This is a genomic window from Deferribacter abyssi (assembly GCF_049472655.1).
GTDB classification, from domain to species: domain Bacteria; phylum Chrysiogenota; class Deferribacteres; order Deferribacterales; family Deferribacteraceae; genus Deferribacter; species Deferribacter abyssi.
The window spans coordinates 13,005-35,781 of record NZ_JAQNCS010000002.1 but is presented as its reverse complement, the minus strand read 5'-3'; the positions used below and the strand labels follow the sequence as shown (position 1 = coordinate 35,781).

General features: G+C 29.0%; 20 protein-coding genes and 1 tRNA gene. 13 read left to right on the top strand and 8 right to left on the bottom strand.

The annotated features are described in order from the left end of the window. Nucleotides 1-53 precede the first annotated feature (53 nt). From deoC to recO, 10 genes are read left to right on the top strand one after another with little or no spacing between them, the layout of a single operon-like run. On the top strand, nt 54-728 hold the full coding sequence (gene deoC, locus OWK30_RS01225; protein WP_423322795.1) for a deoxyribose-phosphate aldolase: 675 nt from the start codon (nt 54-56) through the stop codon (nt 726-728). Beyond that, complete coding sequence (xerA, locus tag OWK30_RS01220; protein ID WP_423322793.1) at nt 715-1,596, top strand: site-specific tyrosine recombinase/integron integrase; 882 nt, start codon at nt 715-717, stop codon at nt 1,594-1,596. The genes deoC and xerA overlap by 14 nt, the downstream gene beginning before the upstream one ends. A 2-nt stretch (nt 1,597-1,598) precedes the next feature. Beyond that, on the top strand, nt 1,599-4,232 hold the full coding sequence (locus tag OWK30_RS01215; protein WP_423322791.1) for a CBS domain-containing protein: 2,634 nt from the start codon (nt 1,599-1,601) through the stop codon (nt 4,230-4,232). Further along, nucleotides 4,216-5,187, top strand: coding sequence for a PhoH family protein (locus OWK30_RS01210; RefSeq protein WP_423322789.1), 972 nt, complete (start codon nt 4,216-4,218; stop codon nt 5,185-5,187). The genes OWK30_RS01215 and OWK30_RS01210 overlap by 17 nt, the downstream gene beginning before the upstream one ends. Next, on the top strand, nt 5,156-5,635 hold the full coding sequence (ybeY, locus tag OWK30_RS01205) for an rRNA maturation RNase YbeY (protein ID WP_423322787.1): 480 nt from the start codon (nt 5,156-5,158) through the stop codon (nt 5,633-5,635). The genes OWK30_RS01210 and ybeY overlap by 32 nt, the downstream gene beginning before the upstream one ends. 3 nt (nt 5,636-5,638) lie before the next feature. Further along, complete coding sequence (locus OWK30_RS01200) at nt 5,639-6,337, top strand: diacylglycerol kinase (RefSeq protein ID WP_423322785.1); 699 nt, start codon at nt 5,639-5,641, stop codon at nt 6,335-6,337. Between the two features lie 11 nt (nt 6,338-6,348). Next, on the top strand, nt 6,349-7,626 hold the full coding sequence (locus tag OWK30_RS01195; protein WP_423322783.1) for a hemolysin family protein: 1,278 nt from the start codon (nt 6,349-6,351) through the stop codon (nt 7,624-7,626). Further along, the gene (gene era / locus OWK30_RS01190; RefSeq protein ID WP_423322781.1) at nt 7,626-8,510 is read left to right on the top strand and encodes a GTPase Era; all 885 of its coding nucleotides are present in this window, start codon (nt 7,626-7,628) and stop codon (nt 8,508-8,510) included. The genes OWK30_RS01195 and era overlap by 1 nt, the downstream gene beginning before the upstream one ends. Continuing rightward, on the top strand, nt 8,511-9,866 hold the full coding sequence (gene mgtE / locus OWK30_RS01185) for a magnesium transporter (RefSeq protein WP_423322779.1): 1,356 nt from the start codon (nt 8,511-8,513) through the stop codon (nt 9,864-9,866). Continuing rightward, nucleotides 9,866-10,555 carry a DNA repair protein RecO gene (gene recO / locus OWK30_RS01180; protein ID WP_423322777.1) on the top strand — a complete coding sequence of 230 codons (690 nt, stop codon included), beginning with the start codon at nt 9,866-9,868 and terminating at the stop codon, nt 10,553-10,555. Before mgtE ends, recO begins: the two co-directional genes overlap by 1 nt. Before the next feature lie 40 nt (nt 10,556-10,595). Here recO and OWK30_RS01175 read toward each other — a convergent pair whose 3' ends face one another. Next, entirely contained in the window at nt 10,596-11,423 is an 828-nt protein-coding gene (locus tag OWK30_RS01175; protein WP_423322775.1) for a DUF4405 domain-containing protein, read from the bottom strand. 459 nt (nt 11,424-11,882) lie between these two features. Here OWK30_RS01175 and OWK30_RS01170 point away from each other — a divergent pair, with 459 nt between their 5' ends. Then, a complete protein-coding gene (locus tag OWK30_RS01170; protein ID WP_423322773.1) occupies nt 11,883-13,304 on the top strand; it encodes a nitronate monooxygenase in 1,422 nt (473 codons plus the stop codon). Between the two features lie 43 nt (nt 13,305-13,347). Here OWK30_RS01170 and nhaB read toward each other — a convergent pair whose 3' ends face one another. The 7 genes from nhaB to OWK30_RS01135 form a co-directional block, all read right to left on the bottom strand. Beyond that, nucleotides 13,348-14,847 carry a sodium/proton antiporter NhaB gene (nhaB, locus tag OWK30_RS01165; protein WP_423322771.1) on the bottom strand — a complete coding sequence of 500 codons (1,500 nt, stop codon included), beginning with the start codon at nt 14,845-14,847 and terminating at the stop codon, nt 13,348-13,350. Between the two features lie 177 nt (nt 14,848-15,024). Next, entirely contained in the window at nt 15,025-15,639 is a 615-nt protein-coding gene (locus tag OWK30_RS01160) for an aminotransferase class IV (protein ID WP_423322769.1), read from the bottom strand. Then, nucleotides 15,623-16,627, bottom strand: coding sequence for an aminodeoxychorismate synthase component I (locus tag OWK30_RS01155; RefSeq protein ID WP_423322767.1), 1,005 nt, complete (start codon nt 16,625-16,627; stop codon nt 15,623-15,625). Before OWK30_RS01155 ends, OWK30_RS01160 begins: the two co-directional genes overlap by 17 nt. Nucleotides 16,628-16,809: 182 nt before the next feature. After that, nucleotides 16,810-17,007, bottom strand: a complete 198-nt coding sequence (locus OWK30_RS01150; protein WP_423322765.1) for a DUF1858 domain-containing protein — start codon at nt 17,005-17,007, stop codon at nt 16,810-16,812. Next, nucleotides 17,000-18,685, bottom strand: a complete 1,686-nt coding sequence (locus tag OWK30_RS01145; protein WP_423322763.1) for a thioredoxin domain-containing protein — start codon at nt 18,683-18,685, stop codon at nt 17,000-17,002. Before OWK30_RS01145 ends, OWK30_RS01150 begins: the two co-directional genes overlap by 8 nt. Before the next feature lie 5 nt (nt 18,686-18,690). Then, entirely contained in the window at nt 18,691-19,161 is a 471-nt protein-coding gene (locus OWK30_RS01140; RefSeq protein ID WP_423322761.1) for a hypothetical protein, read from the bottom strand. Continuing rightward, nucleotides 19,154-19,675: a nitroreductase family protein gene (locus tag OWK30_RS01135; protein ID WP_423322759.1), complete on the bottom strand. Its 522-nt coding sequence runs from the start codon at nt 19,673-19,675 to the stop codon at nt 19,154-19,156. Before OWK30_RS01135 ends, OWK30_RS01140 begins: the two co-directional genes overlap by 8 nt. 109 nt (nt 19,676-19,784) lie before the next feature. Here OWK30_RS01135 and OWK30_RS01130 point away from each other — a divergent pair, with 109 nt between their 5' ends. Together OWK30_RS01130 and OWK30_RS01125 are read left to right on the top strand one after the other, a co-directional pair. Next, the gene (locus OWK30_RS01130) at nt 19,785-22,550 is read left to right on the top strand and encodes an ATP-binding protein (RefSeq protein WP_423322757.1); all 2,766 of its coding nucleotides are present in this window, start codon (nt 19,785-19,787) and stop codon (nt 22,548-22,550) included. A gap of 144 nt (nt 22,551-22,694) precedes the next feature. After that, a tRNA-Gln gene (locus OWK30_RS01125) sits at nt 22,695-22,767 on the top strand. Nucleotides 22,768-22,777: the final 10 nt, after the last annotated feature.

Genomic DNA, 22,777 nt, shown 5'->3' with positions numbered 1-22,777 from the left:
AATTGATATGTAAACAAAAAAATCTAATTTTTTGTGAGGAGGAATTCAATATTATGAAAATTGATATTGAACCTAGGGATGTTATAGGTAAAATTGATATAACTTATTTAAAGGGTAACATTACTAATAAAATAATAAAAAAATATTTAGCCCTTTGTGAAAAATATAATTTTTATGGATTATGTTTACCTATAACAAAACTATTTGAAAATAAAGAGTTATTTAAAAATAGAAGTTTTGAGATTATAACTGTGATAGGGTTCCCTTTTGGGTATGATTTTATAGATAATAAATTAACTGATATAGTTTATGGAAAAAATTTAGAAATTGATGAATATGATGTGGTTATGAACATCTCTAAATTTCTCGATAACGACTATAGGATAGTTTTGCATGAGTTAACAAAAATCAGAAGGTTAATTAAAAGTAAAGTTATGAAAGTTATCATTGAAACATGTTATTTATCAGAAGAGCAAATAATTGATGCAGTTAAACTTTTAATTGATGCCAATGTTGAATATGTTAAAACTAGTACAGGATTTGGAAGTTATGGTGCAAAATTATCTGATGTAGCATTGATTAAAGATAAGTTTGGTGATACTATTAAAATAAAGGCAGCTGGTGGTATAAAAACTTATGGACAAGCTGTTATGTTTTTAAAAGCAGGTGCTGATAGGTTAGGGATGAGTAGTGTGGAGGATATTATAGCTCAATATGAAAGAAATTGAATTTTATAGGCATTTTTTGATTAATGAGGAGTCTTTAACTAAAAATAGTGTTGATGCTTATATTAGAGACTTAAAGGGTTATCTTAAGTTTGTTCAAATAAATAAAATAAAATATGACAGTTTGGAATCTATACTTTTGTATATAAAAGAGCTTTTAAATAAAAAATATGCAGTGGAAACTGTTTTGAGGAAGTTATCAAGCTTATCTTCTTTTTTTGATTTTTTAATAAAAGAAAAGAAGATTGATAAAAACCCGATTTTATTTTTAGATAAGCCTAAAAAATGGTTTAAGTTACCTGAGTTTTTAACAGAAGATGAGGTTAAAAAAATTTTTGACATTATAGATACAAGTTCTGCAGTTGGTTTGAGGGATAATTTAATTATTAGGTTATTATATTCTTCTGGGGTTAGAGTTTCGGAGCTTTTAAATATAAAAATATCGGATTGTGATTTAAAAAGGGGAGTAGTCAAAGTAAAAGGGAAAGGAAATAAAGAGCGTTTTGTCCCTTTAAATAGAAAAATTGTTGGAATGCTGGAAACTTATTTTCATGTAAGACATAATTACTTTGTCAAAGGAAGGGATGAAGGTTATCTATTTCTGAATAAAAATGGGAAAAGGTTGAGTAGAGTTTATTGTTGGAAAATTATTAAAAAGTATGTAAAAAAAGCAAGTATTAAGAAAAATATTTCACCTCATAGTTTTCGTCATTCATTTGCTACTCATTTATTAGCTAATGGAGCTGATTTGAGAATAATTCAGTTATTACTTGGACATGCATCTATTTCTACAACAGAAATTTATACACAAGTTGCAGATGATAAAATGCGTGAAAGTCTAACTAATTATCATCCTAGGTTTAAGAGGTAATCTTGAAAGTTGTCTTAACTCATGTGAATCCTGATTTTGATGCAATTGCTAGTGCTTATGCTGCTCTTAGAATTCATTCTTGTGACTTTATTGTTTATACAACAGGTTTTGATGAAAATATTAAAAAGTTTATAAGACACTATGATATTAACATCCCTTTAAAACATATCAATGAAATAAAAGCTGAGGATATTGAGCTAATAATTATAACAGATTGTAAAGTTAGAGAACGTTTGGGGGATGCTGCTTCACTACTAGATAAAGCAAAAAGAGTTATTATTTATGATCATCATCCTGTAAGTGGTAAAGATATAGAAGCAGATGAAGAGTTTATTTTTAGTTTTGGCTCTACATCTACTATTATAACTGAGAGGATAAAAGTAAAAAGCCTAGAAATTGATAGTGAGCTTGCCACTCTTCTACTTTTAGGAATTTATGAAGATACAGGATTTTTAACGTATAGTAATACAACTCCAAGAGATTTATATGCAGCTGCTTATTTGATTGAAAATGGAGGTGAATTATCTGCCGTACCAATCCATATAAATAGGGAGTTAAGCAGATCTCAAGTTTTTATTTTAAATCAATTATTACAGAACTTGACTGTCTTAAAAATTGCAAACTTCTCTGTTGGTGTTTCATTTGCTAGTTATGATGAATATGTTAGTGAGGTTTCTATTCTTGCACATAAAATTATAAATATTGAAGGACTTGACTCTCTTTTTATTCTTGTCAGAGTTGAAGATAGAGTCCTTTTTATTGGTAGAAGCAATACAGACGAAATTGATGTAAGTAAAATTGCAGAAGGGTTTAAAGGTGGTGGTCACTCTTATGCTGCAAGTGCTATTATTAAAGATATGACGTTGCATGAATCTCTTGAGAAGTTGAAATATTTAATAAAAGAAAATATCAAACCTATTAAAGTTGCTAAGGAATTTATGACATCTCCTGTTAAGTTTATTGAACATGATAAAAAATTTAAGGAAGCTTTAGAGTTATTTATGAAATATAATCTTAATACAATGCCTGTTGTAAAAAAAGGAAAAACAGTTGGACTAATTTCGAGGAAAGATATTTTACAAGGTATTAAGCATGGGTTATCAGATGAGCCTGTGAGTTCTATTATGCAGACAGAGTATTATACAGTAAATCCAGATACACCTTTTCATTTGGTGGAAGATATTATTCTTGAAAAAAGACAGAAGCTTGTCCCTGTGGAAGATAATGGAAAGCTTGTAGGAGTTATCACTAGAACCGATTTTATTAGAGCAATGTCTGAATTGAGTAAAACCCCTAAATATATTTTAGGTAGAATTTCTCAAATGGGTAATAGAAGATTTAAAAATGTAAAAAATCTGATGAAAGGAAGACTACCAGAAAAAATATATAATATTTTAAAAGAAATTGGTGAGATGGCTCAAGAGTTAGGTATGAATGCCTATGTTGTAGGAGGTTTTGTAAGGGATCTTATCATGAAGATAGAAAATTACGATATAGATATAGTGGTGGAAGGTGACGCTGTTATCCTAGCTAAAAAGTATGCCAAGGTGAAAGGAGCTAAAGTATCTGCTCATTACAAATTTAAGACTGCTGTTGTGATATTCAAAGATGGATTTAGAATAGATTTTGCTACTGCAAGAATAGAATATTATGATTTTCCTGCTGCAGCACCAGTTGTAGAAGATTCCTCTATTAAAACTGATTTATACCGCAGAGATTTTACAATTAATACTATGGCGATAAAACTAAATAAAGATGAGTTTGGTCAATTAATAGATTATTTTGGTGCCCAGTCTGATATTAAGGATAAAAAAATTAGGGTGTTGCATAATTTAAGCTTTGTAGACGATCCTTCGAGAATATTTAGAGCGATAAGGTTTGCGGTTCGTTTTAATTTTAATATTGGCCCCCATACAGATAGATTATTAAAACATGCTGTAAATTTAAAGCTTATAGATAGAATAGTTGGACAAAGATTATTTTTAGAAATTAAATACATATTAAGTGAAAAGGATTACATAAAAGCGTTAAAAATGTTGCAGAATTATGAAGTGTTAAAATTTTTCAGTGATAACATATATTTGACTAAAGAAAGATTAGAGGATTTTGAATATTTGGAAAAATTATTAAATTGGTTTAATATACAGTTTAAAAAGGAAATAGAAGTCTGGAAAACAAGGTTTTCTCTATTGTTTCATCCGCTTAAAGTATCTGCTTTGCAGAAATTAATGACTAGATTTGAATTTACAAAAAATTATAAAAAACATATTATAACTCAAATATTGAAAGCGAGAAATGCTGCTATCAAGTTCAAAAAACAAAAAATAATAACACCTTCTTTTGTCTATAATCAATTCAAAGAGGTTGAAGATGAATTTGTTTTCTATACTGCTGCAATTATAGGAGAAGATTATGAGGAGTATATAAAAAATTATTTCCTTAAAATTAAGCATGTTTGTCTTGAAATTAATGGTGATATTCTTATATCTTTAGGATATAAGCCTTCAAGTAAATTTAAGATTGTGTTTGATAGGTTATTGGAAATGAAACTTGATGGAGTAGTAAAAAATATAGAGGACGAAAAAATGATGGCAAAAAAGATTTTTGAGGAGCTTGCGTGTGAAGGAGATTGTTGAAATTAAAAAGGTTATTACAATACAAGAGCCAATAATACCAATTATTTTAGGTGCAAATGATGATAATTTAAAAAGGATAAAAGATCGAATGGATGTAAAAATAGTGGTGCGGGGTTCAGAGATTATTATTAAAGGCGATTATGATGATGTAGAAAAGACGGCAAAACTATTAGATCACTTAAAGCATGTGGCTCTTGTTAGGGATGTTAGTGCAGAAGATGTTACTGATGCTATAAATATGATTAAAGATGATAAAAACGAGAAAGTTTCATCTATACTTACCGATCATATTAAGGTAGCAGGATTTGTAAAACGAGTTACACCAAAAACAAAGAAGCAACATGAATATATCAATGCAATAAGAAATTTTGATGTAGTTTTTGGTATTGGTCCTGCAGGAACTGGAAAGACATATCTTGCTATGGCTATGGCAATAAATTTATATCTAAATAAGATAGTAAATAGAATTATATTGACACGTCCAGCAGTGGAAGCAGGTGAAAGATTGGGGTTTTTGCCAGGGGATATAGCTGATAAGATAACTCCTTATTTGAGACCATTGTATGATGCTCTTTACAGTATGTTAAGTATTGATAAAGCAGCAAAACTGATAGAAAAGGGTGTTATAGAGCTAGCACCACTAGCTTTTATGCGAGGAAGAACCTTGGATGATTCCTTTATTATTCTTGATGAGGCACAAAATACTACCGTTGAACAAATGAAAATGTTTTTGACAAGGCTAGGATTTAATTCAAAAGCAGTTATAACAGGTGATATAACTCAGATAGATTTACCTAAAGATAAACAGTCAGGTCTTGTGATGGTAAAAAAAATATTAAAAAATGTTGATGGTATAAAGTTTATCAATTTTACAGAGAAAGATGTGGTAAGGCATCCTCTTGTTCAGAGGATAATTAAAGCCTATGAAAAATATGAGTCTGAAAGTGATGTGTGAAATAAATCTACTTATTGATGATCGTGTTGATTCTGGTTTTTCGGAGATTTTTTTTAAAAAAATCACACGTAAAGTTTTCGATGTTGTTGGATATTCTCTAGATTTTGCTGAAATTTCAATTGTTTTGTGTGATAATGCGGAAATAAAGGGAATTAACAAACAGTTTAGAGGGGTAGATAAGCCTACAGATGTTTTGTCTTTTCCTATGAATGATGATGAAATATCTGATGGAATTTTAGGTGATATTGTGATATGCATTGATAAAGCAAAAGAATTTAGTAATAAACATGGATTTTCATTAGATAGAGAAGTTTCATTTTTATTTATTCATGGATTGCTACACTTGTTAGGATATGATCATGAAAAAAGTAAAGAAAGTGAAAAAGAAATGTTTGATTTACAAGAAGATATTTTAAAGAGTTTAATAAATGAAAAAATATGTAGTTAGTGTATGAAATCTGACAGTTGGTGGAAATCTCTAGGTTTTGCTATTGAGGGGATAATATATGCAGTAAGGCATGAACGAAACTTAAAAATTCATACTATCTTAGCGGTATTGATTTTATTTTTTGCTCTTTTTTTTAAGTTAAAGTTTTTAGAATATATTATACTTGCTATTACGGTTACTTTGGTTATTGCTGCTGAGCTTTTTAATACAGCGATTGAATATATTGTTGATTATATATGTAAGGAAAAGTGTGAAGATGCAAAACATATAAAAGATGTTGCGGCTGGTGCCGTATTGACAACTGCTTTTGGGGCAATTTTTGTCGGTTATTTTGTTTTATTTGATAAAGTTAGAGAATATGCTGGTTTTGCTTTAAAAAGGTTGCCCGATTTACCTTACCATTTGACGGTTATGTCTTTATCAATTACAGTATTGTTAGTGGTTATTTTAAAGGCAATCTTTGGCCGAGGTAAGCCATTGCATGGTGGAATGCCTTCTGGGCATGCTGCAACAGCGTTTTCAATTCTTGTTTCCATAATTTATTTAACAAAGGATGTTATGGTTATTATTATGGTATTTTTGCTTACGATTCTTGTTTGTCAATCGCGTGTTCAGCTGAAGATACATAATACAACAGAAGTTGTTATTGGTGCAATCTTGGGAGCTGTTATTACATTTTTTATGTATAAATTTTTTCTGTAGGAGGTTAAAAGTTGGAAATTAGTATAATGACTGAAGTTTTTATAGTGATAGGATGTATTTTTATGTCAGGTTTTTTTTCTGCGAGTGAAACTGCACTTACATCACTTAATGAATTAAAAGTTAAACATATGTTGGAAGAGAATGGGAGTCGTGCGAAAGATTTGGAATTGTGGCTTTTACATCCTAATAAAGTATTAAATACGATATTAATAGGTAATAACATTGTAAATATATTTGGTTCGATAATGGCTGCAGATATAGCTGAAAAATATTATGGCAATTCTCAAATAGCGCTTACTACTGGAGTAATGACATTTCTAGTACTTGTTTTTGGCGAAGTGATGCCGAAAACATTTGCTAAACATAATGCTGAGAAAATATCAAGAATTTTTATTAAAATACTTAAAATTTTTTATAAGCTTTTTTACCCCTTTACTTTTTCTTTAAATATACTTGTAAAACTCTTAATAAAAATTATGGGTGGTAAACTAGAAAATGATCAGCCAAAAATTACAGAGGATGAATTAGAATTTCTGATAAATGTAGGTGGGGAAGAAGGAGTTTTAGAGAGTCAAAAAAAAGAAATGTTGCATAATATTTTTGAAATTAGTGAAACACTTGTGAAAGAAATTATGGTTCCTCGAACTGATATGGTAGCTGTTAAAGTAGATTTACCGATTGATGATGTTTTAAAAGTGGTAATAGAGACAGAATATTCTAGAATTCCTGTGTATGAAGGAAGAATGGATAATATTATAGGTATTTTATACACAAAGGATTTGTTAAAAGAGTTGAAAGATGGTTTTGTAAATTTTGATATGAAAAAAATATTGAGAAAACCTTATTTTGTCCCAGAAACAAAAAAAATTGATGATTTATTAAAAGAGTTTCAATTAAACCATATCCATCTTGCAATTGTTATTGATGAGTATGGGGGGGTAGCTGGGCTTGTGACACTTGAAGATATAATCGAAGAAATTGTAGGAGAGATAAGGGATGAGTTTGATAAAGAGGAAGATAGAATTATACAGGTAGATAATAATATTTTTTTAATTGATCCCTTATTAGATATTGATGATTTTTGTGAGTTTTTTGAGCTTGAGAGGGATGATAGTATGGATGATTATGAAACAGTGGGAGGACTTATTTATTTTTTAGCAGGAAAAATTCCAGAAATTGGAGAGGAGTACAGATATAAAAACTTTATTTTTAAAGTTTTAGAAAAGGATGGTAAAAAATTGGAAAAGCTTCAACTTACAGTTATAAAAGATGAAGAGGATAAAGAGTAATGAGATTTAAATGTGGTTTTGTGTCTATTATTGGGAGACCTAATGTAGGTAAATCTACATTATTAAATAAAATGCTAGATGAGAAAATTACAATTGTATCAAACAAACCAAATACTACAAGAACAAACATTAAAGGGGTTAAAACAGGCGAAAACTATCAGATTATTTTGATTGATACACCAGGGATTCATAATGCAAAAGATAAAATAAACAGACTTATGGTTCAAAATGCACTGGATAGTCTTGATATGGTGGATATTGTGTACTTTGTAGTTGAGCCTGGTGAACTTATTGGCAAAGAAACATTATTTATACTTGAGGTTCTAAAAAAATACCAAGGGAAAAAATATTTATTGATTAATAAGATTGATAAATCTACAAAATCAAAAGCGATTATCACAGCTAATAAAATTTTTAAATATCTGGAGTTTGATTATGTATTACCTGTTTCAGCTCTTAAAGGGATCAATATTGATAAATTGATTGATTTAACTATAAGAGATTTACCTGAGAACTATAAAATTTTTGATAATGATTATATTACCGATATACCTGAGAAGTTTTTAATAGCAGAGTTTGTTAGAGAGCAAATTTTTAAGCTCTTAAAAGATGAAGTACCATATGATACCGTAGTTGAATGTGAGCTTGTGGAAGATAAGAGTAGTGATTTACTTTATACTTCTTGTTCGATAATTATTTCTAGAGATTCACAGAAAGCTATACTTTTGGGAAAACATGGAAGAACTATTAAAGAAATTGGTAAAAGAGCTAGGGAAAATTTGGAAAAATTTTTTGGTGTTAAGGTATATCTTGATTTATGGGTAAAAGTAGTAAATAATTGGCAAGAAAAGGATGAATATTTAAAAATTCAAAGGTTATTGTAGATGATTACACCTGCATTGAGAGTAAAAATTGAAACAGTAAAAAAGTTGGTAAGAAAAAATGCAAAGACTAGCCTTGAAAAGGTTTTAAACAAATTGCATCCTGCTGATATTGCACTAATAATAAAGCATTTAAGTGATTTGGATAGAAAAAAAATATGGGAATCTATTTCCGATAAAAGTAAGCTTGCTAGTATAATTCTTGAGTTAGATGACTCTCAAATAATTGAATTTTTTGAAGATATGCAACCTAATGAAATAGCATTGATTTTAAATGAGATGGAAAGTGATGATACTGCGAATATTTTAAGATTACTTGAGCAGGAAAAGGTAAATGAAATTTTAAAATATATGAAAAAAGATGAAGTTGAAGCTGTAGAAGAGCTTCTACACTATCCTGAGGATAGTGCAGGGGCTGTAATGAATCCAAACTTTTTTGCCCTCCATGAGGATACGACGGTTAAGGAAGCTACTAAAGTTTTGCATAAAGCTGAAGATGTGGAAATGGTTTTTTATCTTTACGTAGTTGATGATGAAGGAAGACTTGTGGGAGTAATTTCTCTTAGACAGCTTATTTTAAACCCGCCTGAGAAGAAACTAAAAGAAATAATGACTAAAGACATTATTCGAGTAACTGTCGATATGGACAGGGAAGATGTAGCTAAAGTTGTTGAAAAGTATGATTTACTTGCAGTCCCTGTTGTGGATGAACAGAACAGACTTGTGGGTATTATTACTGTTGATGATATTATTGATATTATTCGTGAAGAAGCCACAGAAGATATTTATAAAATGGCTGGTACTACAGATGATGAAGTTTTAATGGGTAATAAATCTCTAAAAATTGCAAAAGTTAGACTTCCATGGTTATTAATTACTTTTGTAGGAGAATTAGTTTCAGGTTTTGTCATCACTTTTTTTCAGGGAAGGGTTCAGGAATTTGTTGTTTTGGCTAGTTTTATGCCTCTTATTATGGCAATGGGTGGTAATGTGGGAAGTCAGTCAGCAACAATACTAATTAGAGGAATGGCTTTAGGTAGAATTGATAGCAAGAATCTAGGTAAGATTATTTTTAAAGAGATAAGAGTTGGTATGATTATGGGATTGATTATGGGATTGTTACTTGCTTTAGTTGCTCCTATTTGGCACGGTGATCCTAAATTGGGAATAATAGTTGGTACTGCTATGTTTGCAGCTGTGACGTTTTCTACTTTTACGGGGACTTTTGTGCCTGCTACCTTGATAAGGTTTAACTTTGATCCAGCTGTTGCTTCAAGCCCTTTTATCTCAACTTTAAATGATATTACAGGTTTAACAATTTATTTTACCATTTCAATGTTATTATTATCAATTCTTTGATGAACAGAGTTAAAACTGAGGCAATAATATACAAATTGTTAACTTATTCTGACAGATCAGCTATTGGTTTTCTCTTTACAAGAGAATATGGGGTTATAAAGGTTTTTATATCAAGGGCTTTTGGAAAAAAGGGTGGAGTATTTAAGTTTTTGCCAGGTACAGTTGATTTTCTTTTAAAAGAAAGTTCTGGACTGCATAAATTTTATGGATTTGAGCCTAATATTAAATATTATTTTTTTATTGAAAACCCATATATACTTGTGAGACTTAACTTAATATTTAAATTATTAGATGAATTTGGATTAGATTATGAGCATAATAATTTATTGTGGAAAATGATTTTGGGTATAAGAAATGATAATATTTATAAATCTACGGTTTATATAACATATTTTATTTTAAAACATTCTGGATTTTTGTCTGAAATAAATTGTTATGAATGTGGTAAGAAAAGAGATCTTTTACTTCAAGATGATGGTACAGTAAAATGTAAAAAATGTTGTGCAGGAACTGGTATTGTGATTGAAGATAAAATAGTAGATTTGTTTAAATTGCTAGAAAATGCGAGAAAATACAAAGCTACACATATTGATAAACGATTAGAAAAACTTTATATGAACTATATAAAAAACGTGGTAACTCAAACTTTAAAAAAAAGTTTTAAAGTTTTTGATATACTTTATATCTAGATGCCGCAGGAAAGCGGCATCTAGATTAATAGTTTGTTTTCTATTTTTTTAGCATTTTGTAAATATCAACGGGTAGCATCCCTTTTTGAATACTTATATCCTTAATCTTTGTATTGTCATCAAATTTAAATCCTTTTGTTTTTAATATATCTTTTGCTTTTTCAAAGTTAATATTATATAATTCACTCATTTCTTTTAATGTTAGTTTTCCAAGACCTGTTGGTGTGTTTTCTTCTGTACTATTTGTGGTTTTGTTCTGCGATAGTTCTTTAGCATTTCTAATTAATTCGTAAATTTTTTGTGGTGTTGTGTTATTTTTTATTGCAATGGTTTTAAGGGTATCGTTAGGACTGTTAATTTTGATTTCGTTTTCTTTTAAAATTGACTCTGCTTTTTGTAAATCTATGTTAAATTTTGTACAGAAATTTTCTAAAGATAACAGTTCTCCATGGGATATTGGAGGAGTTCCAAGTACTTTTTCCCAATATGTCTTAATATTATCACTAAAAATGATTACTGTGTTGAAGGGTTTCAGATTATAATAAGTTCCCAAGAATGTGAGCAATGTTATTAATAAGGCTATTATGAAGTTTGGGGTAAGGATAACAAGTTTTTTATGTTTGTTTTTTAAGTAATGTATTATAGCTTTCCAGTTATAGTAAATATGAAGGATTCCAAAAATTAGAAAAATTAGTGAAAACATGATATGAATATTTGTATATTCAGTTTTTGTTAAACCTGCAAATTTCCATATTGCCCAATAAGCTACTCTTCCTTGTGGTGCAATATAAAGCATAGATCCTGTATAGGCGAGTATTAAAAAAGATAATAGAAGAATAATAGAAGTAATTTTCTTTAAAGATAACATAAACAGACCTCCGTTTTTGTAGAATTAGAAACAAAAAATGTGCCAAATTAAATATGTTACATTTAATTTTTGTTTTTTGAAAGGTAGTGTATAGTGTTAGAATAGGTTGTATATAGTTAATTATTAATTTGGTAATACAAACTTAATTTAAAAACGAATAAGTTATGTTTAGTAAAAGTTTCAAAATTAGTCAGTTTTGAGAAAAAATTACACACTAATGTGTAAAATTTACACTTTGTAGTGGTTAATTAGTTATTTCATGAATATAAATGAACAGTGTAGAAATATATTTGTTATTAATTAGTTGTCATTTTTATGGAATCTTTTAATTGTTTTTAAAGATTTATCTCGATATTGGTTCATTTATGATTTAATAAGTTGATTATTCATTCACTCATTTTTATTGTAAAAGAACACAATGTTATTTTAAAATTAAGAAAAATAGGAATGAGGTAAGGTATGAATCATCCATTTTTAATTCAAGGGGGTATGGGAGTTGGAGTATCGAATTGGCGGTTGGCTAGAGCAGTATCTGCATCAGGAGGATTAGGGGTTGTTTCAGCAACGGCTCTAGAAACAATTTTGGCTAGAAGGTTACAAGAGAAAGATGAAGATGTTGTTTATGCATTGTTACATTTTCCGATCAAAGAGGTTGCAGAAAGAATTTATACAAGATTTTTTGGAAAAAAAAGAAAGGATGGGAGCTATTTACCTGTCCCTTTTTTTAGCTTAAATCCTTCTGATGAATTGATTGAGCTTACAGTTGCTGCAAATTTTGTAGAAGTATTTTTAGCTAAAAAAGGGCATAATTCACCAGTTGGTATAAACTTACTTGAAAAAGTTCAATTAACTACACTCTATTCACTATATGGGGCAATGTTAGCTGATGTGGATTATGTAATTATGGGTGCTGGAATTCCACGGGAAATACCTGGAATTTTGGATAGATTTTCAAAAGGGTTAGATGCTGAACTTACTTTGAATGTGACTGGAGCTTCAAAAGATGAAAAATTTAAAATGTTTTTTAGTCCTAGAAGTTTTATGCAGAAAAAAGCAATTGAGCTAAAACGTCCATATTTCTTTGCTATTGTTTCTTCAAATGTATTGGCAACAACGCTTGTTAAAAAATCCACAGGAAAAGTTGATGGGTTAGTTATTGAAAATTATATGGCTGGGGGGCACAATGCTCCTCCAAGAGTAAAAGGGGTTTTTGATGTAAACGGAGCTCCTGTTTATGGTGAAAAGGATAAAATTGATTTTGAAAAAATTAAAAAACTTGAGGTACCTTTTTATTTAGCAGGAAACTATGTAACTCAAGAAAAAATATCAGAAGCGTTATCAAAAATTGGCGCTACAGGTGTTCAGGTAGGAACTATCTTTGCTTTGACAAAAGAATCTGGTTTTAATGAAGATATTAAACTTAAATTAATAGAAATGATAAAAGGTGGTACTATAAAAGTATTTGCTGATCCACTTGCTTCTCCTACAGGTTTTCCTTTTAAAGTTGCACAAGTTGAAGGCACTTTATCTGATGAGAAGATTTACTTAGAAAGGAAAAGAATATGTAACTTTAGATATTTAGCAGAGCTTTACAAAGATAAAAAAGGTAAAATAGGTTATAGGTGCCCTGCTGAACCAGTTGATGAATATGTGAAAAAAGGCGGAGATGTGAAAAATACCAAAGGTAGAAAATGTCTTTGCAATGCCTTGTTAGCAAATATTGGTTATGGAAATGTATATAAAAATGGATATAGAGAACCGTACCTTATTACACTAGGTGATAGTGTGAGATTTTTAGAACATTTACTTCCTGATAAAGGGTTACCGACTGTCAAAAGTGTGATTACAAAATTAAAAGAGTATATAAACAGCTGCCACTAAAGAAGTGACAGCTTGAAATTAGATACTTTGATATTTTTTTGAATTATAAGAAATACATCCCAATTAAGCCCGCAGTTGTCATTGTGAAAAAATATGGAATGGCTAACTTTATCATTTCAAAATAGGATAATCTGATTAGTGGTGCAACAGCAGAAGTTAATAAAAATAGGAATGCTGCTTGTCCATTAGGTGTTGCTATCGAGGGGATATTTGTTCCCATATTTATAGCAATTGCCAACTTTTCAAATTGAGCTTTGGATATAAGTCCAGCTTTAAACGCTTCTAATGTTTCACTTGCGTAAACAGTTGCAACAAAGACATTATCACTTATCATAGATAATATCCCATTTGCTGTAAAATAGGCAACTTTTTGGGTATTCCCATCAAGACCTATTACAAGTTTGGTTATAGGTGTAAAAAGATTTTGATCATGAATAATAGCAACAATGGCAAAGAAAACTACTAAGAGTGCAGTAAAAGGTAATGCTTCTGTAAATGCGTTACCTATTTTGTGTTCATCGATTATTCCTGTAAATGCTGTAAGTAATACAATAATCATTAGACCAATAAGGCCAATTTCTGCAATATGGAAAGCTAGGGAGATAATAAGAATTATCCCTATAAATCCTTGAGTCAGTAGTCTTGCTTTATATTTATTATCTGACATTAGGTTTTGTTCTTCTTTATATTTTTCCAAAATAGTTCTAACGCTTTGTGGTATTTCATAGTGATATCCGAAAATTTTAAATTTTTCTAATATGATACATGTAATTAGACCTGTGATTAATACGGGAATTGAGACAGGGGCAGTATGGATGAAAAAATCTACAAAGTCCCAGCCTACAATCTTTCCAATAAGTAAATTTTGTGGTTCACCAACTAGTGTGGTGGCTCCACCAAGAGCAGTCCCAATAGCTCCATGCATTAATAAGTTTCTTAAAAACCCTCTGAAATTTTCTAAATCTTTTTTGAGATTATCTTTAAACTGACTATCATCTGATAAATCAAATTCCTTATCCGTATGACTTTCTGATACTACTTTATGGTAAATTTGATAAAATCCGTATATAACCGCTATGATAACTGCCATAACAGTTAAAGCATCTAAAAAAGCCGAAAGTAGTGCTGCAAAAAATGAAAATAATAGAGATAAGTAAAGTTTTGATTTTACTTTAATTAAAACTTTAGAAAAGATAAAAAGTAACCCTTCTTTCATAAAATATATTCCGGCTACCATGAATATCATAAGTAAAATAAGAGGAAAGTTGACCACGACTTCTTTGTATACTGTTTTAGGAGATGTCATGTTTAATATAATGGCTTCAAGAGCTATTAAACCACCAGCAGGTAAAGGATAACATTTTAGAGCCATAGACAATGTGAATATAAATTGAATCATAATAATCCAACCAGTTATAAAAGGTCCTAAAACTTTTAAAAGAACAGGGTTGATTAACAGAAAGATTATGATGGTATATTTATACCAGTTTGGTGCATTACCAAGAAAGTTATTCATCATGCTTTTCAAAATACTTTTTTGCATAAAACCTCCATTTTTATGTAAATGTATTAGAAATTAAGATAACTAAACTAAAAGATAATTTTTATTTGATCTTATATTTTTTTATAAAAACATAAAACTCCGTTCTATAAACTACTACTAATTAAACAAGCTAGTCTAAATTAACTAATTATATATTAAAGATATTTTTTAATTAAGTCAAACACTATTTTGTTTTGATAGTAAGATGTTTTTTGTAGAAATTTCTATTTCAGCTATATCAAGCATGGTATTTATTAGAGATACTTTTAAGAATTTTCTTAAATCATGCAATGTGATTGTGGATTCAAGTAGTAATTTTTTATCAATATAAAATTGTCTTTTTGTGCCATTCAAAAGATAAGTCTTTGGTGTAAACCAATTTTGTCCATCATAAAAAGCAAGATTAGAAAAAGTTGTATCAGTTATAAAGCCATTTTTAACTATAATTGCTTCTTCATTTTTGGATAAATTTTTTTTAATTGTATCAAATGCCTGTCTGTTAAGGAATTTGTATGGGTAAGTTATATTATTATTGACAACCATTTTTAACTTTTCAATATGCTTAATTTGATATTCTTCAAATTCTATTTTTACTATTTTTTCATCGTAAATGATTCTGGTTTTGAAAAGACCTGATGTTGGATAATTGGTTGTTTGTAAAATATCTATTAAATCAATTTCTTTTTTTATTCTAAACAATTCAAATCTAGAACGATTGAATCTTTTATTATGATAATCTAAATTATAAAATATTCCATTTTTTAATTTAATTGTTTCAACAAGTAGGGACATAAATCTTATTTATAAGCTCCATATATTCTTTTTCAGGATTAGAATAGATTGTAATCCCACCACCACTTTTATAAATTAACTTGCCATCAATCCTTTCAATAAATCGGATTATAACACATGAATCAATGTTTTTCCCATCAAAAATGCCTGCAATACCTGTATAAAAACCTCTGTCATAGATTTCAGCATTTTTAATTATTTCCACAGTTTTTCTTTTTGGAGCACCAGATATTGAACCAGCAGGAAGAAGTTTTAAGAAAATTTCTGCTAAATAGTTTTTGTAATCCAATGGTAATTTTCCTATTATTTCTGAGCTTACCTGTAAAAGATCTTTGTTGTTTGATCTGATTTTTGAGATAAACCTGAATTTTGTTACAGTGACATCAGTTGATACCATATTTAAGTCATTTCTCAGCAAATCCACAATTGTTATATGTTCGGCAAGCTCTTTTTCATCTTTTAAGATTTTTTCTTCTGCGTCCTGTAATGAGGCATCAATTGTTCCTTTCATAGGGTAGGTATATATGAACCCATCTATTATTTTTATAAAAGTTTCAGGTGAAAAGAAGATAAAGTGATCATAAAATTTCAATTTATATAATGCCTTACTTTTGCAAAAGATTTCATCAAAGCTTAAGTTTGAGTAAATTTCAGTGGGAAAAGTGAGGTTAACAAGATAGCTGTTACCAAGTTTCAGGTGATTTTGAACTATATTAAAGCTTTTCAAATATGTTTCATAATCCACAGGCGTTGATGTAAGTTCTACTTTTTTATCAATCTGCTTATTGTGAAAGTTTGAAATTCCGTTGAAATTAAACATTATTTCGTTTGTTTTTAATTGATCTAACGGTGATATGAAAAAATTTTTCATATGAAAGTCAATTAAAAATAAGAATGGAGTTTCAGCTTTAATATAATAATTAAAATCTTTTATGAAAGAATATTTATCAACGTATAAATTCTTTTTACTGTTTGCTACAGTAGTCAATTACTTAACACCCCGAATATAAAGAATTGAGTAAGTTACGGGTATTTTGTTATTTTCATTTTTAAAGAGTTCTTCATAAAGTCTGCAGAAATTAATGTAAGATTGCTTAGATGTAAAGGATTTTTTCATATCTAATAACTGGTGAAAGGATATATGTTATTTTGATAATGATTTAAAGTTGATTAAGGAAGGTTATTTAACTCTTTAATTATATTTTCTATTTCTTCATCACTAAAGCCTTTTTCTTTACACACCTCAAAAACTGTTCCCCAGATAGGTTCGCCACACTTGACACATATAATTCCCTTTTTTCTTAGAAAATCCACGCTGGATGGTTTTATATTTACCAGTTCTTCAATGGTTGTATTTTTGTCAATCATCAACAACCCTCCTTATTAATCTTAATATTGTAGGATGACCTGTTGAATATTTTATTCCTCTATCAATAAAAATTGATTTTATAGTATTAAAGTTATCGTTACTGATATAATTGGTTAATTTATGCAGATTTAACCCCATAATTCCAACAGGGGAATAGATTGCATCATCAAAGGTATCTAAGATACTTTTGTTTATGTCGAGAAAAAGGTAGTTTTCATTGTAAAACTTTTCAAATGTTGTCTTAGTTATTGAGTTGGCTAGAGATAAAAACTCCTTTTCTTTTGTCATTTCAAAAAAGTGAATGAGTGCCATAATGGTAAATGAGTAATCTTCAAGGGTTTCATGTTTAAATATTTCACTGTGATAGTTGATTCTGTAAATACGAGATTTTGATATTTGAAAGGTTTTCAACTTGTTAAATAGTGAGACTGCATGGTTGAAATAGTAATCATCATTAGTAATTTCTGCAAATGTCAGCAGTGCATCCACAAAAAGCATATTCCAGCTACAGATTATTTTATTGTCTTTTTCAGGTTTTTCTTTGGTATGGTTTTCTGATATTTTTTCAAAGTAAATATCAAGTTTTTTATATGTTTCATAATCAACGTTATCTTTCAAGTATATGAACCCATTGTTATTTATTATAAAGTTTTGTAAGTTTTGAGGTAAGATAGATAATTGTTCTTCATGTAGATGGTAAAAATAGCCTTCTTGAAATTTTCCTTCTTCATTTAGGCTATCTGCATTCATCGATGCTATAAGGCCGTTTTCGGTATTAAACTCTTCTAAAATGAAGTCAAGAGTTTTCCTTGCAATGTGATAAAATAACGGTTCTTTTGTTTTTTCATAAAGTTTAATTAAAAACAGTGAATTGAGTGCATTGTCATAAAGCATTTTTTCAAAATGTGGATAACTCCAGTTTTCATCCACACAATATCTAAAAAATCCACCGTTTATATGGTCATATAATCCTGAAAGAGCTAGCTTTTTACCAGTGAGATAGAGATAGTCCAGAAGATTTTCATCTTCACTTTCCAGTAAATATAGAAGATAAGGGATGTTTGGGAATTTATTGTTGCCTTTTAGTCCTCCCTTTTTAAAATCTAAAAGGGATATAATTCTTTCGTGAATCTGTGAAATGTTTATTAAGTGAAGTGGAAAATTATCGATTTTATAAAAATCTGAAATAAATTGGTTATATTTCTTAATAGATTTATCAATTTGTTCAGACTGATTATGGAAGATATTTATCATTTGATTCAATAAATTTTTTAAAGATATTATTCCGTATTTTTCCTCTTTTGGAAAATATGTACCAGCAAAAAAAGGTTCTCCTTCAGGAGTTGCGAAAACGGATAAAGGCCATCCACCTTGTTTATTTGTAATTTGAATATAGAATTGATACTTTTTATCAATCTCTGGGTATTCTTCTTTATCAATTTTTATGGGGATAAAATTTTCATTTAAAATACTTGCAGTTTCATTATCTTCAAAAGATTCGTGAGCCATTATGTGGCACCAGTGACAGGATGAGTATCCGATACTTATGAAAATGGGTTTATTCAATCTTTTGGCAAGCTCTAGTGTTTCATTATTCCAAATTTGCCATGCAACGGGATTGTTTGCATGTCGTTTTAAATAATGACTATGTTCTTTATACAATACATTTTCAATCATGATAGCTAAAATTTCCCGTTAAATATTTTAAAAAATGATTCAAGGAATATTTTTGGTTTATCTGACTTAATTGCAATCCATACATTCCATGATTTAATATTGTAAAAATAGTTTACCATATTAAAACCAAAAGTTTCATAAATTGCAACATCTTTTACTTTTAGTAATTTAGGCTGTGAATAAACTTTGCTATTTTGTATTTTTTGAGCCATTATTTCAATTTGTTCTTTTGCTTCTATTGGAGTGTAAGATTTTGATAACCATATATATGCAATATTGTTTTTCAATTTATATGTAGCAACGTAAGCATCTTCTAGTTTTATATGTTTTCCATGTAGCATATAAATATCATTTTTAGCGTCTTTACCTCTCTTTAAAACTACTAATTTATAGTCTGCAATATTACTTGGTATTTCAAGTGCGAATAGATAAAAAGGTAGTAAAATAAGTAATATAATTATTAACGTTTTATTCATATTTCCCCCAATGAATTTTATTGTATTGTAAGCTATTTTTAGGGTGTCCTTCCTTTTTTTCAGCTGGGTAGCCAATCCCAATGATACATTCAATCATATAATTTCTTGGAATATTTAGTACGTTTTTTACATAATCTTCCGCGCTTATTTCATTATTATGTTCTCTTAACCTTATTTGAGCCCAACAACTACCAAGTCCCAAAGATTCTGCCGTATACTGTAATGTAATTGCTGCTATTGAGCAATCTTCAATACAAACATCTGATTTGTTTGTATCTGCTATTATTACTACGGCTAAAGATGCACTTTTAATAAAAGATGATCCGTGTGCTTTTGCAGTTGATAGCTGTTTTAGAATATTCTTGTCATCAACGAAGATAAATTCCCAAGGGGTTAAGTTTCTTGATGATGGTGAGCGAAGGATAGCTTCCTTTAAAATTTCAATTTTTTCGGCCTCAATTGGTTTGTCTTGAAACTGTCTAATGCTTCTTCTTTTTCTTAATAGCTCTATCATGTTCATCTCCTCAAATTTTAATCTTTAATAAGCATAACTACAAAATAAAATAGAATTTATTAAAGTCAATTGATATTGATAAAAAATTTATAAAGTGTTATAATTTATTATGCTTATAAGGCTTATATTATACATTGTATTTCTATTTATTCTTTTTTTACCAAATTTAAATTACGCTGAAACTTTTAAGGTTGGTATTTGGCATAATCCCCCACTTTCGTATGTGAAAGGTAATAAAATAGGTGGATTCATTGTAGATATTTTCAAATATGTTGCTGAAAAGAGGAGTATAAAATATGAAATAATAACAGGGAGTTGGGACAAGTTATATAAAGAACTAGTAGAAGGGAAAATAGATATTTTATTACCTATTGGTTATTCTATTGAACGTTTACAATTTATGAAATTCACCTCTCCTGATTTTCCTTTATTGACTAACTGGGGGCAAATAATTTCTATTGATAATAACATAAAATCTATGCAGGATCTTAGTGGAAAGACAATTCTTGTAGTCAATAATGATGTTTTTTTTAAAGGTTCACAAGGATTAGCAAGTAATTTAAGTAGTTTTAATGTAAAATCGAATATTATTGTAAAAGAGGATTATGATCATATAATTAGTGGACTGATCAAAGGAGAAGGGGAGGCTGGTTTAGTAAGTAGGCTTTATTTAACACAATTAAAAAATAGTAAATTATATAAAACTAATTTGATTTTTAATCCTGTTAAGGTTGTTTTTGCCTTTAATAAGGATTTTGACGATAATGTAATTTCAAAAATAGATGATGAATTGAGGAAATTAATTGAAAATAGGCACTCTTACTATTATAAGAGGTTAAATTTATTTTTTAATAATTATGTTGATAGCCATAAACATTTTAACTTTTTAGTTGTAACTATATTAGTAATTTTAATAGGAGTATCTTTTCTTTTATTTATTTTCAATAAATACTTACATAGAAAAATTGAGATTAAAACTGCAGAGTTAAAAAATGCTCTTAGAAAATTATCTGAAAGTGAATTAAGACTAAACTTAATTCTCAATTCTGCACCTCATGTTATTTTTATTTTTGATGAAGACGGCACTTATTTAGAGATTATAACATCTAATGAAGGTTTACTATATGATTCTAAAGAAAAACTATTAGGTAAAAAGATTAGTGAAGTAATGGATGAATCGAAATCCAGAGAGTTTATGAATATTATAAAAAAAGTGATTGAGACCAATAAATTACAAATAATTAGATATGAGTTATCTGTAAAAGAAGGGTATGAATATTTTGAAGGAAGAGTAATACCCATTGATTTGGGATATTCTAAAAAAACAATTGCATGGTATGCTATTGATATCACAGAGCTTAAAAATGCCATAAATAAAGTAGTTGAAGAAAAAGAAAAACTAAATGCAATTTTAAAGTCAATATCTGAAGGTGTAATAGGTATAGATAAAAATATGAAGATTATTTTTTATAATGAAGCTGCATTGGATATTTTAAAGCTTAGGGGTTTTAATTTATATGGAAAAGATTTTAATGAAATAATAAAAATTTATAAAAATGGTACAAGAATTAATATACCTTTCAATGAAATCTTCAAAAAAGGGATAAAAGGTGAGTTGGAAAATGATTGTATATTAAAATTACATGATGGTTCACCAATATATATAAGTGATAGTTTTGCTCCACTTTATGATGCGAAGAGCAAGATATCTGGAGCTGTTTTTGTTTTTAGTGATATCACTGAGAAAAGATTGATAGAGAGCCGTTTATATCAAGCAAAACAGTTTGAATCAATTGGTAAATTTGCTGGGGGGTTGGCTCACGATTTTAATAATTACCTTGCAGCCATAAGAAATTATGCAAATCTTCTTGCAAATTATGATGATGTTTTTGTTAAAAATATTGCTGTTGGTATAGATAAAATAGTAGAGCAATCGATTGGGATTACTAAGCAGTTACTTACATTTTCTAAAGGTGGAGAGCCTGTTAAAAAGAAGGTTGATATAATTAGTATTATTAATGATTGTGTTGAAATTGTTTTAAGTGGTACTGCTATTCAAGTAAAAAGAAATTTTCTTGAAAAACCCGTTATTTGTGAGGCTGATCCACATCAACTGGCACAAGTGTTTACAAATTTACTTTTAAATGCAAGAGATGCTATAAAAAACGATGGTGAAATAGTAATAAGCACAACAGAAAAATTGTTAAATGAAAATAATTTTTTTGGATTATTGCCTGGAAAATATATTGAGATTAGATTTAAGGATAATGGTCCTGGTATACCACATGAATTATCTGATAAAATATTTGAGCCTTATTTTAGTACAAAAGAAAAAGGGCATGGTCTTGGATTGTCAGTATGTTATTCAATAATAAAAAAACATAATGGGATAATATATTTAAATCAAAGAGTTGATAAAGGTGCTGAGTTTATAATTTTGTTAGAAGTATATGATGATGATTGTACGGAAACATTTCAAATGGAAATGATGCCTAAATATAATCTTCAAATACTTTATATGGATGACGAAAAAATGTTAAGAGATTCATTTGAAATGTTGATTAGATCTCTTGGTTGTCAAATTGAGGTGTCTAAGAGTGGTGAAGAAGTTGTTGAAGCAATTAAAGTTGCTAAATTTGATATAATTTTTTTAGATTTAACAATTATTGGTGGAATTGGTGGTGTTGAAACTGTAAGAAAAATTAAAAATGAAAATCCTGATTTGTATGTAGTAGTTACTAGTGGTTATTCGAATAATGATGCAATTTCTAATTATAAGGAATATGGATTTGACGATTATCTTATAAAACCTTTTAGTCTTGATGAAATAAAAAGAGTGATTGATAGATATTTGAGATATAAAAAAAATAAATGAAGTTTGTTGTTGTCGGAAAACTATGAAAAATATTTTGGTTGGAAATTTATAAATACAAGGTTTTATAAGAAATGAGTAGACGTCAGAACATAAATCGCTTGACAAGTTTGAGAAATTTATATATTTAGAGCGACGGATTTTAATTGGGGCGTCGCCAAGCTGGCAAGGCAGCGGACTTTGGATCCGCCATTCGCAGGTTCGAATCCTGCCGCCCCAGCTGATAAATT

What these genes read in the sequence shown, in the direction of transcription:
- deoC (WP_423322795.1), top strand. Translation starts at nt 54, where the DNA reads ATGAAAATTGATATTGAACCTAGGGATGTTATAGGTAAAATTGATATA.
- xerA (WP_423322793.1), top strand. Translation starts at nt 715, where the DNA reads ATGAAAGAAATTGAATTTTATAGGCATTTTTTGATTAATGAGGAGTCT.
- ybeY (WP_423322787.1), top strand. Translation starts at nt 5,156, where the DNA reads ATGAAAAATATGAGTCTGAAAGTGATGTGTGAAATAAATCTACTTATT.
- OWK30_RS01200 (WP_423322785.1), top strand. Translation starts at nt 5,639, where the DNA reads ATGAAATCTGACAGTTGGTGGAAATCTCTAGGTTTTGCTATTGAGGGG.
- era (WP_423322781.1), top strand. Translation starts at nt 7,626, where the DNA reads ATGAGATTTAAATGTGGTTTTGTGTCTATTATTGGGAGACCTAATGTA.
- mgtE (WP_423322779.1), top strand. Translation starts at nt 8,511, where the DNA reads ATGATTACACCTGCATTGAGAGTAAAAATTGAAACAGTAAAAAAGTTG.
- recO (WP_423322777.1), top strand. Translation starts at nt 9,866, where the DNA reads ATGAACAGAGTTAAAACTGAGGCAATAATATACAAATTGTTAACTTAT.
- OWK30_RS01175 (WP_423322775.1), bottom strand. Translation starts at nt 11,423, where the DNA reads ATGTTATCTTTAAAGAAAATTACTTCTATTATTCTTCTATTATCTTTT.
- OWK30_RS01170 (WP_423322773.1), top strand. Translation starts at nt 11,883, where the DNA reads ATGAATCATCCATTTTTAATTCAAGGGGGTATGGGAGTTGGAGTATCG.
- nhaB (WP_423322771.1), bottom strand. Translation starts at nt 14,847, where the DNA reads ATGCAAAAAAGTATTTTGAAAAGCATGATGAATAACTTTCTTGGTAAT.
- OWK30_RS01160 (WP_423322769.1), bottom strand. Translation starts at nt 15,639, where the DNA reads ATGTCCCTACTTGTTGAAACAATTAAATTAAAAAATGGAATATTTTAT.
- OWK30_RS01150 (WP_423322765.1), bottom strand. Translation starts at nt 17,007, where the DNA reads ATGATTGACAAAAATACAACCATTGAAGAACTGGTAAATATAAAACCA.
- OWK30_RS01145 (WP_423322763.1), bottom strand. Translation starts at nt 18,685, where the DNA reads ATGATTGAAAATGTATTGTATAAAGAACATAGTCATTATTTAAAACGA.
- OWK30_RS01140 (WP_423322761.1), bottom strand. Translation starts at nt 19,161, where the DNA reads ATGAATAAAACGTTAATAATTATATTACTTATTTTACTACCTTTTTAT.
- OWK30_RS01135 (WP_423322759.1), bottom strand. Translation starts at nt 19,675, where the DNA reads ATGATAGAGCTATTAAGAAAAAGAAGAAGCATTAGACAGTTTCAAGAC.
- OWK30_RS01130 (WP_423322757.1), top strand. Translation starts at nt 19,785, where the DNA reads ATGCTTATAAGGCTTATATTATACATTGTATTTCTATTTATTCTTTTT.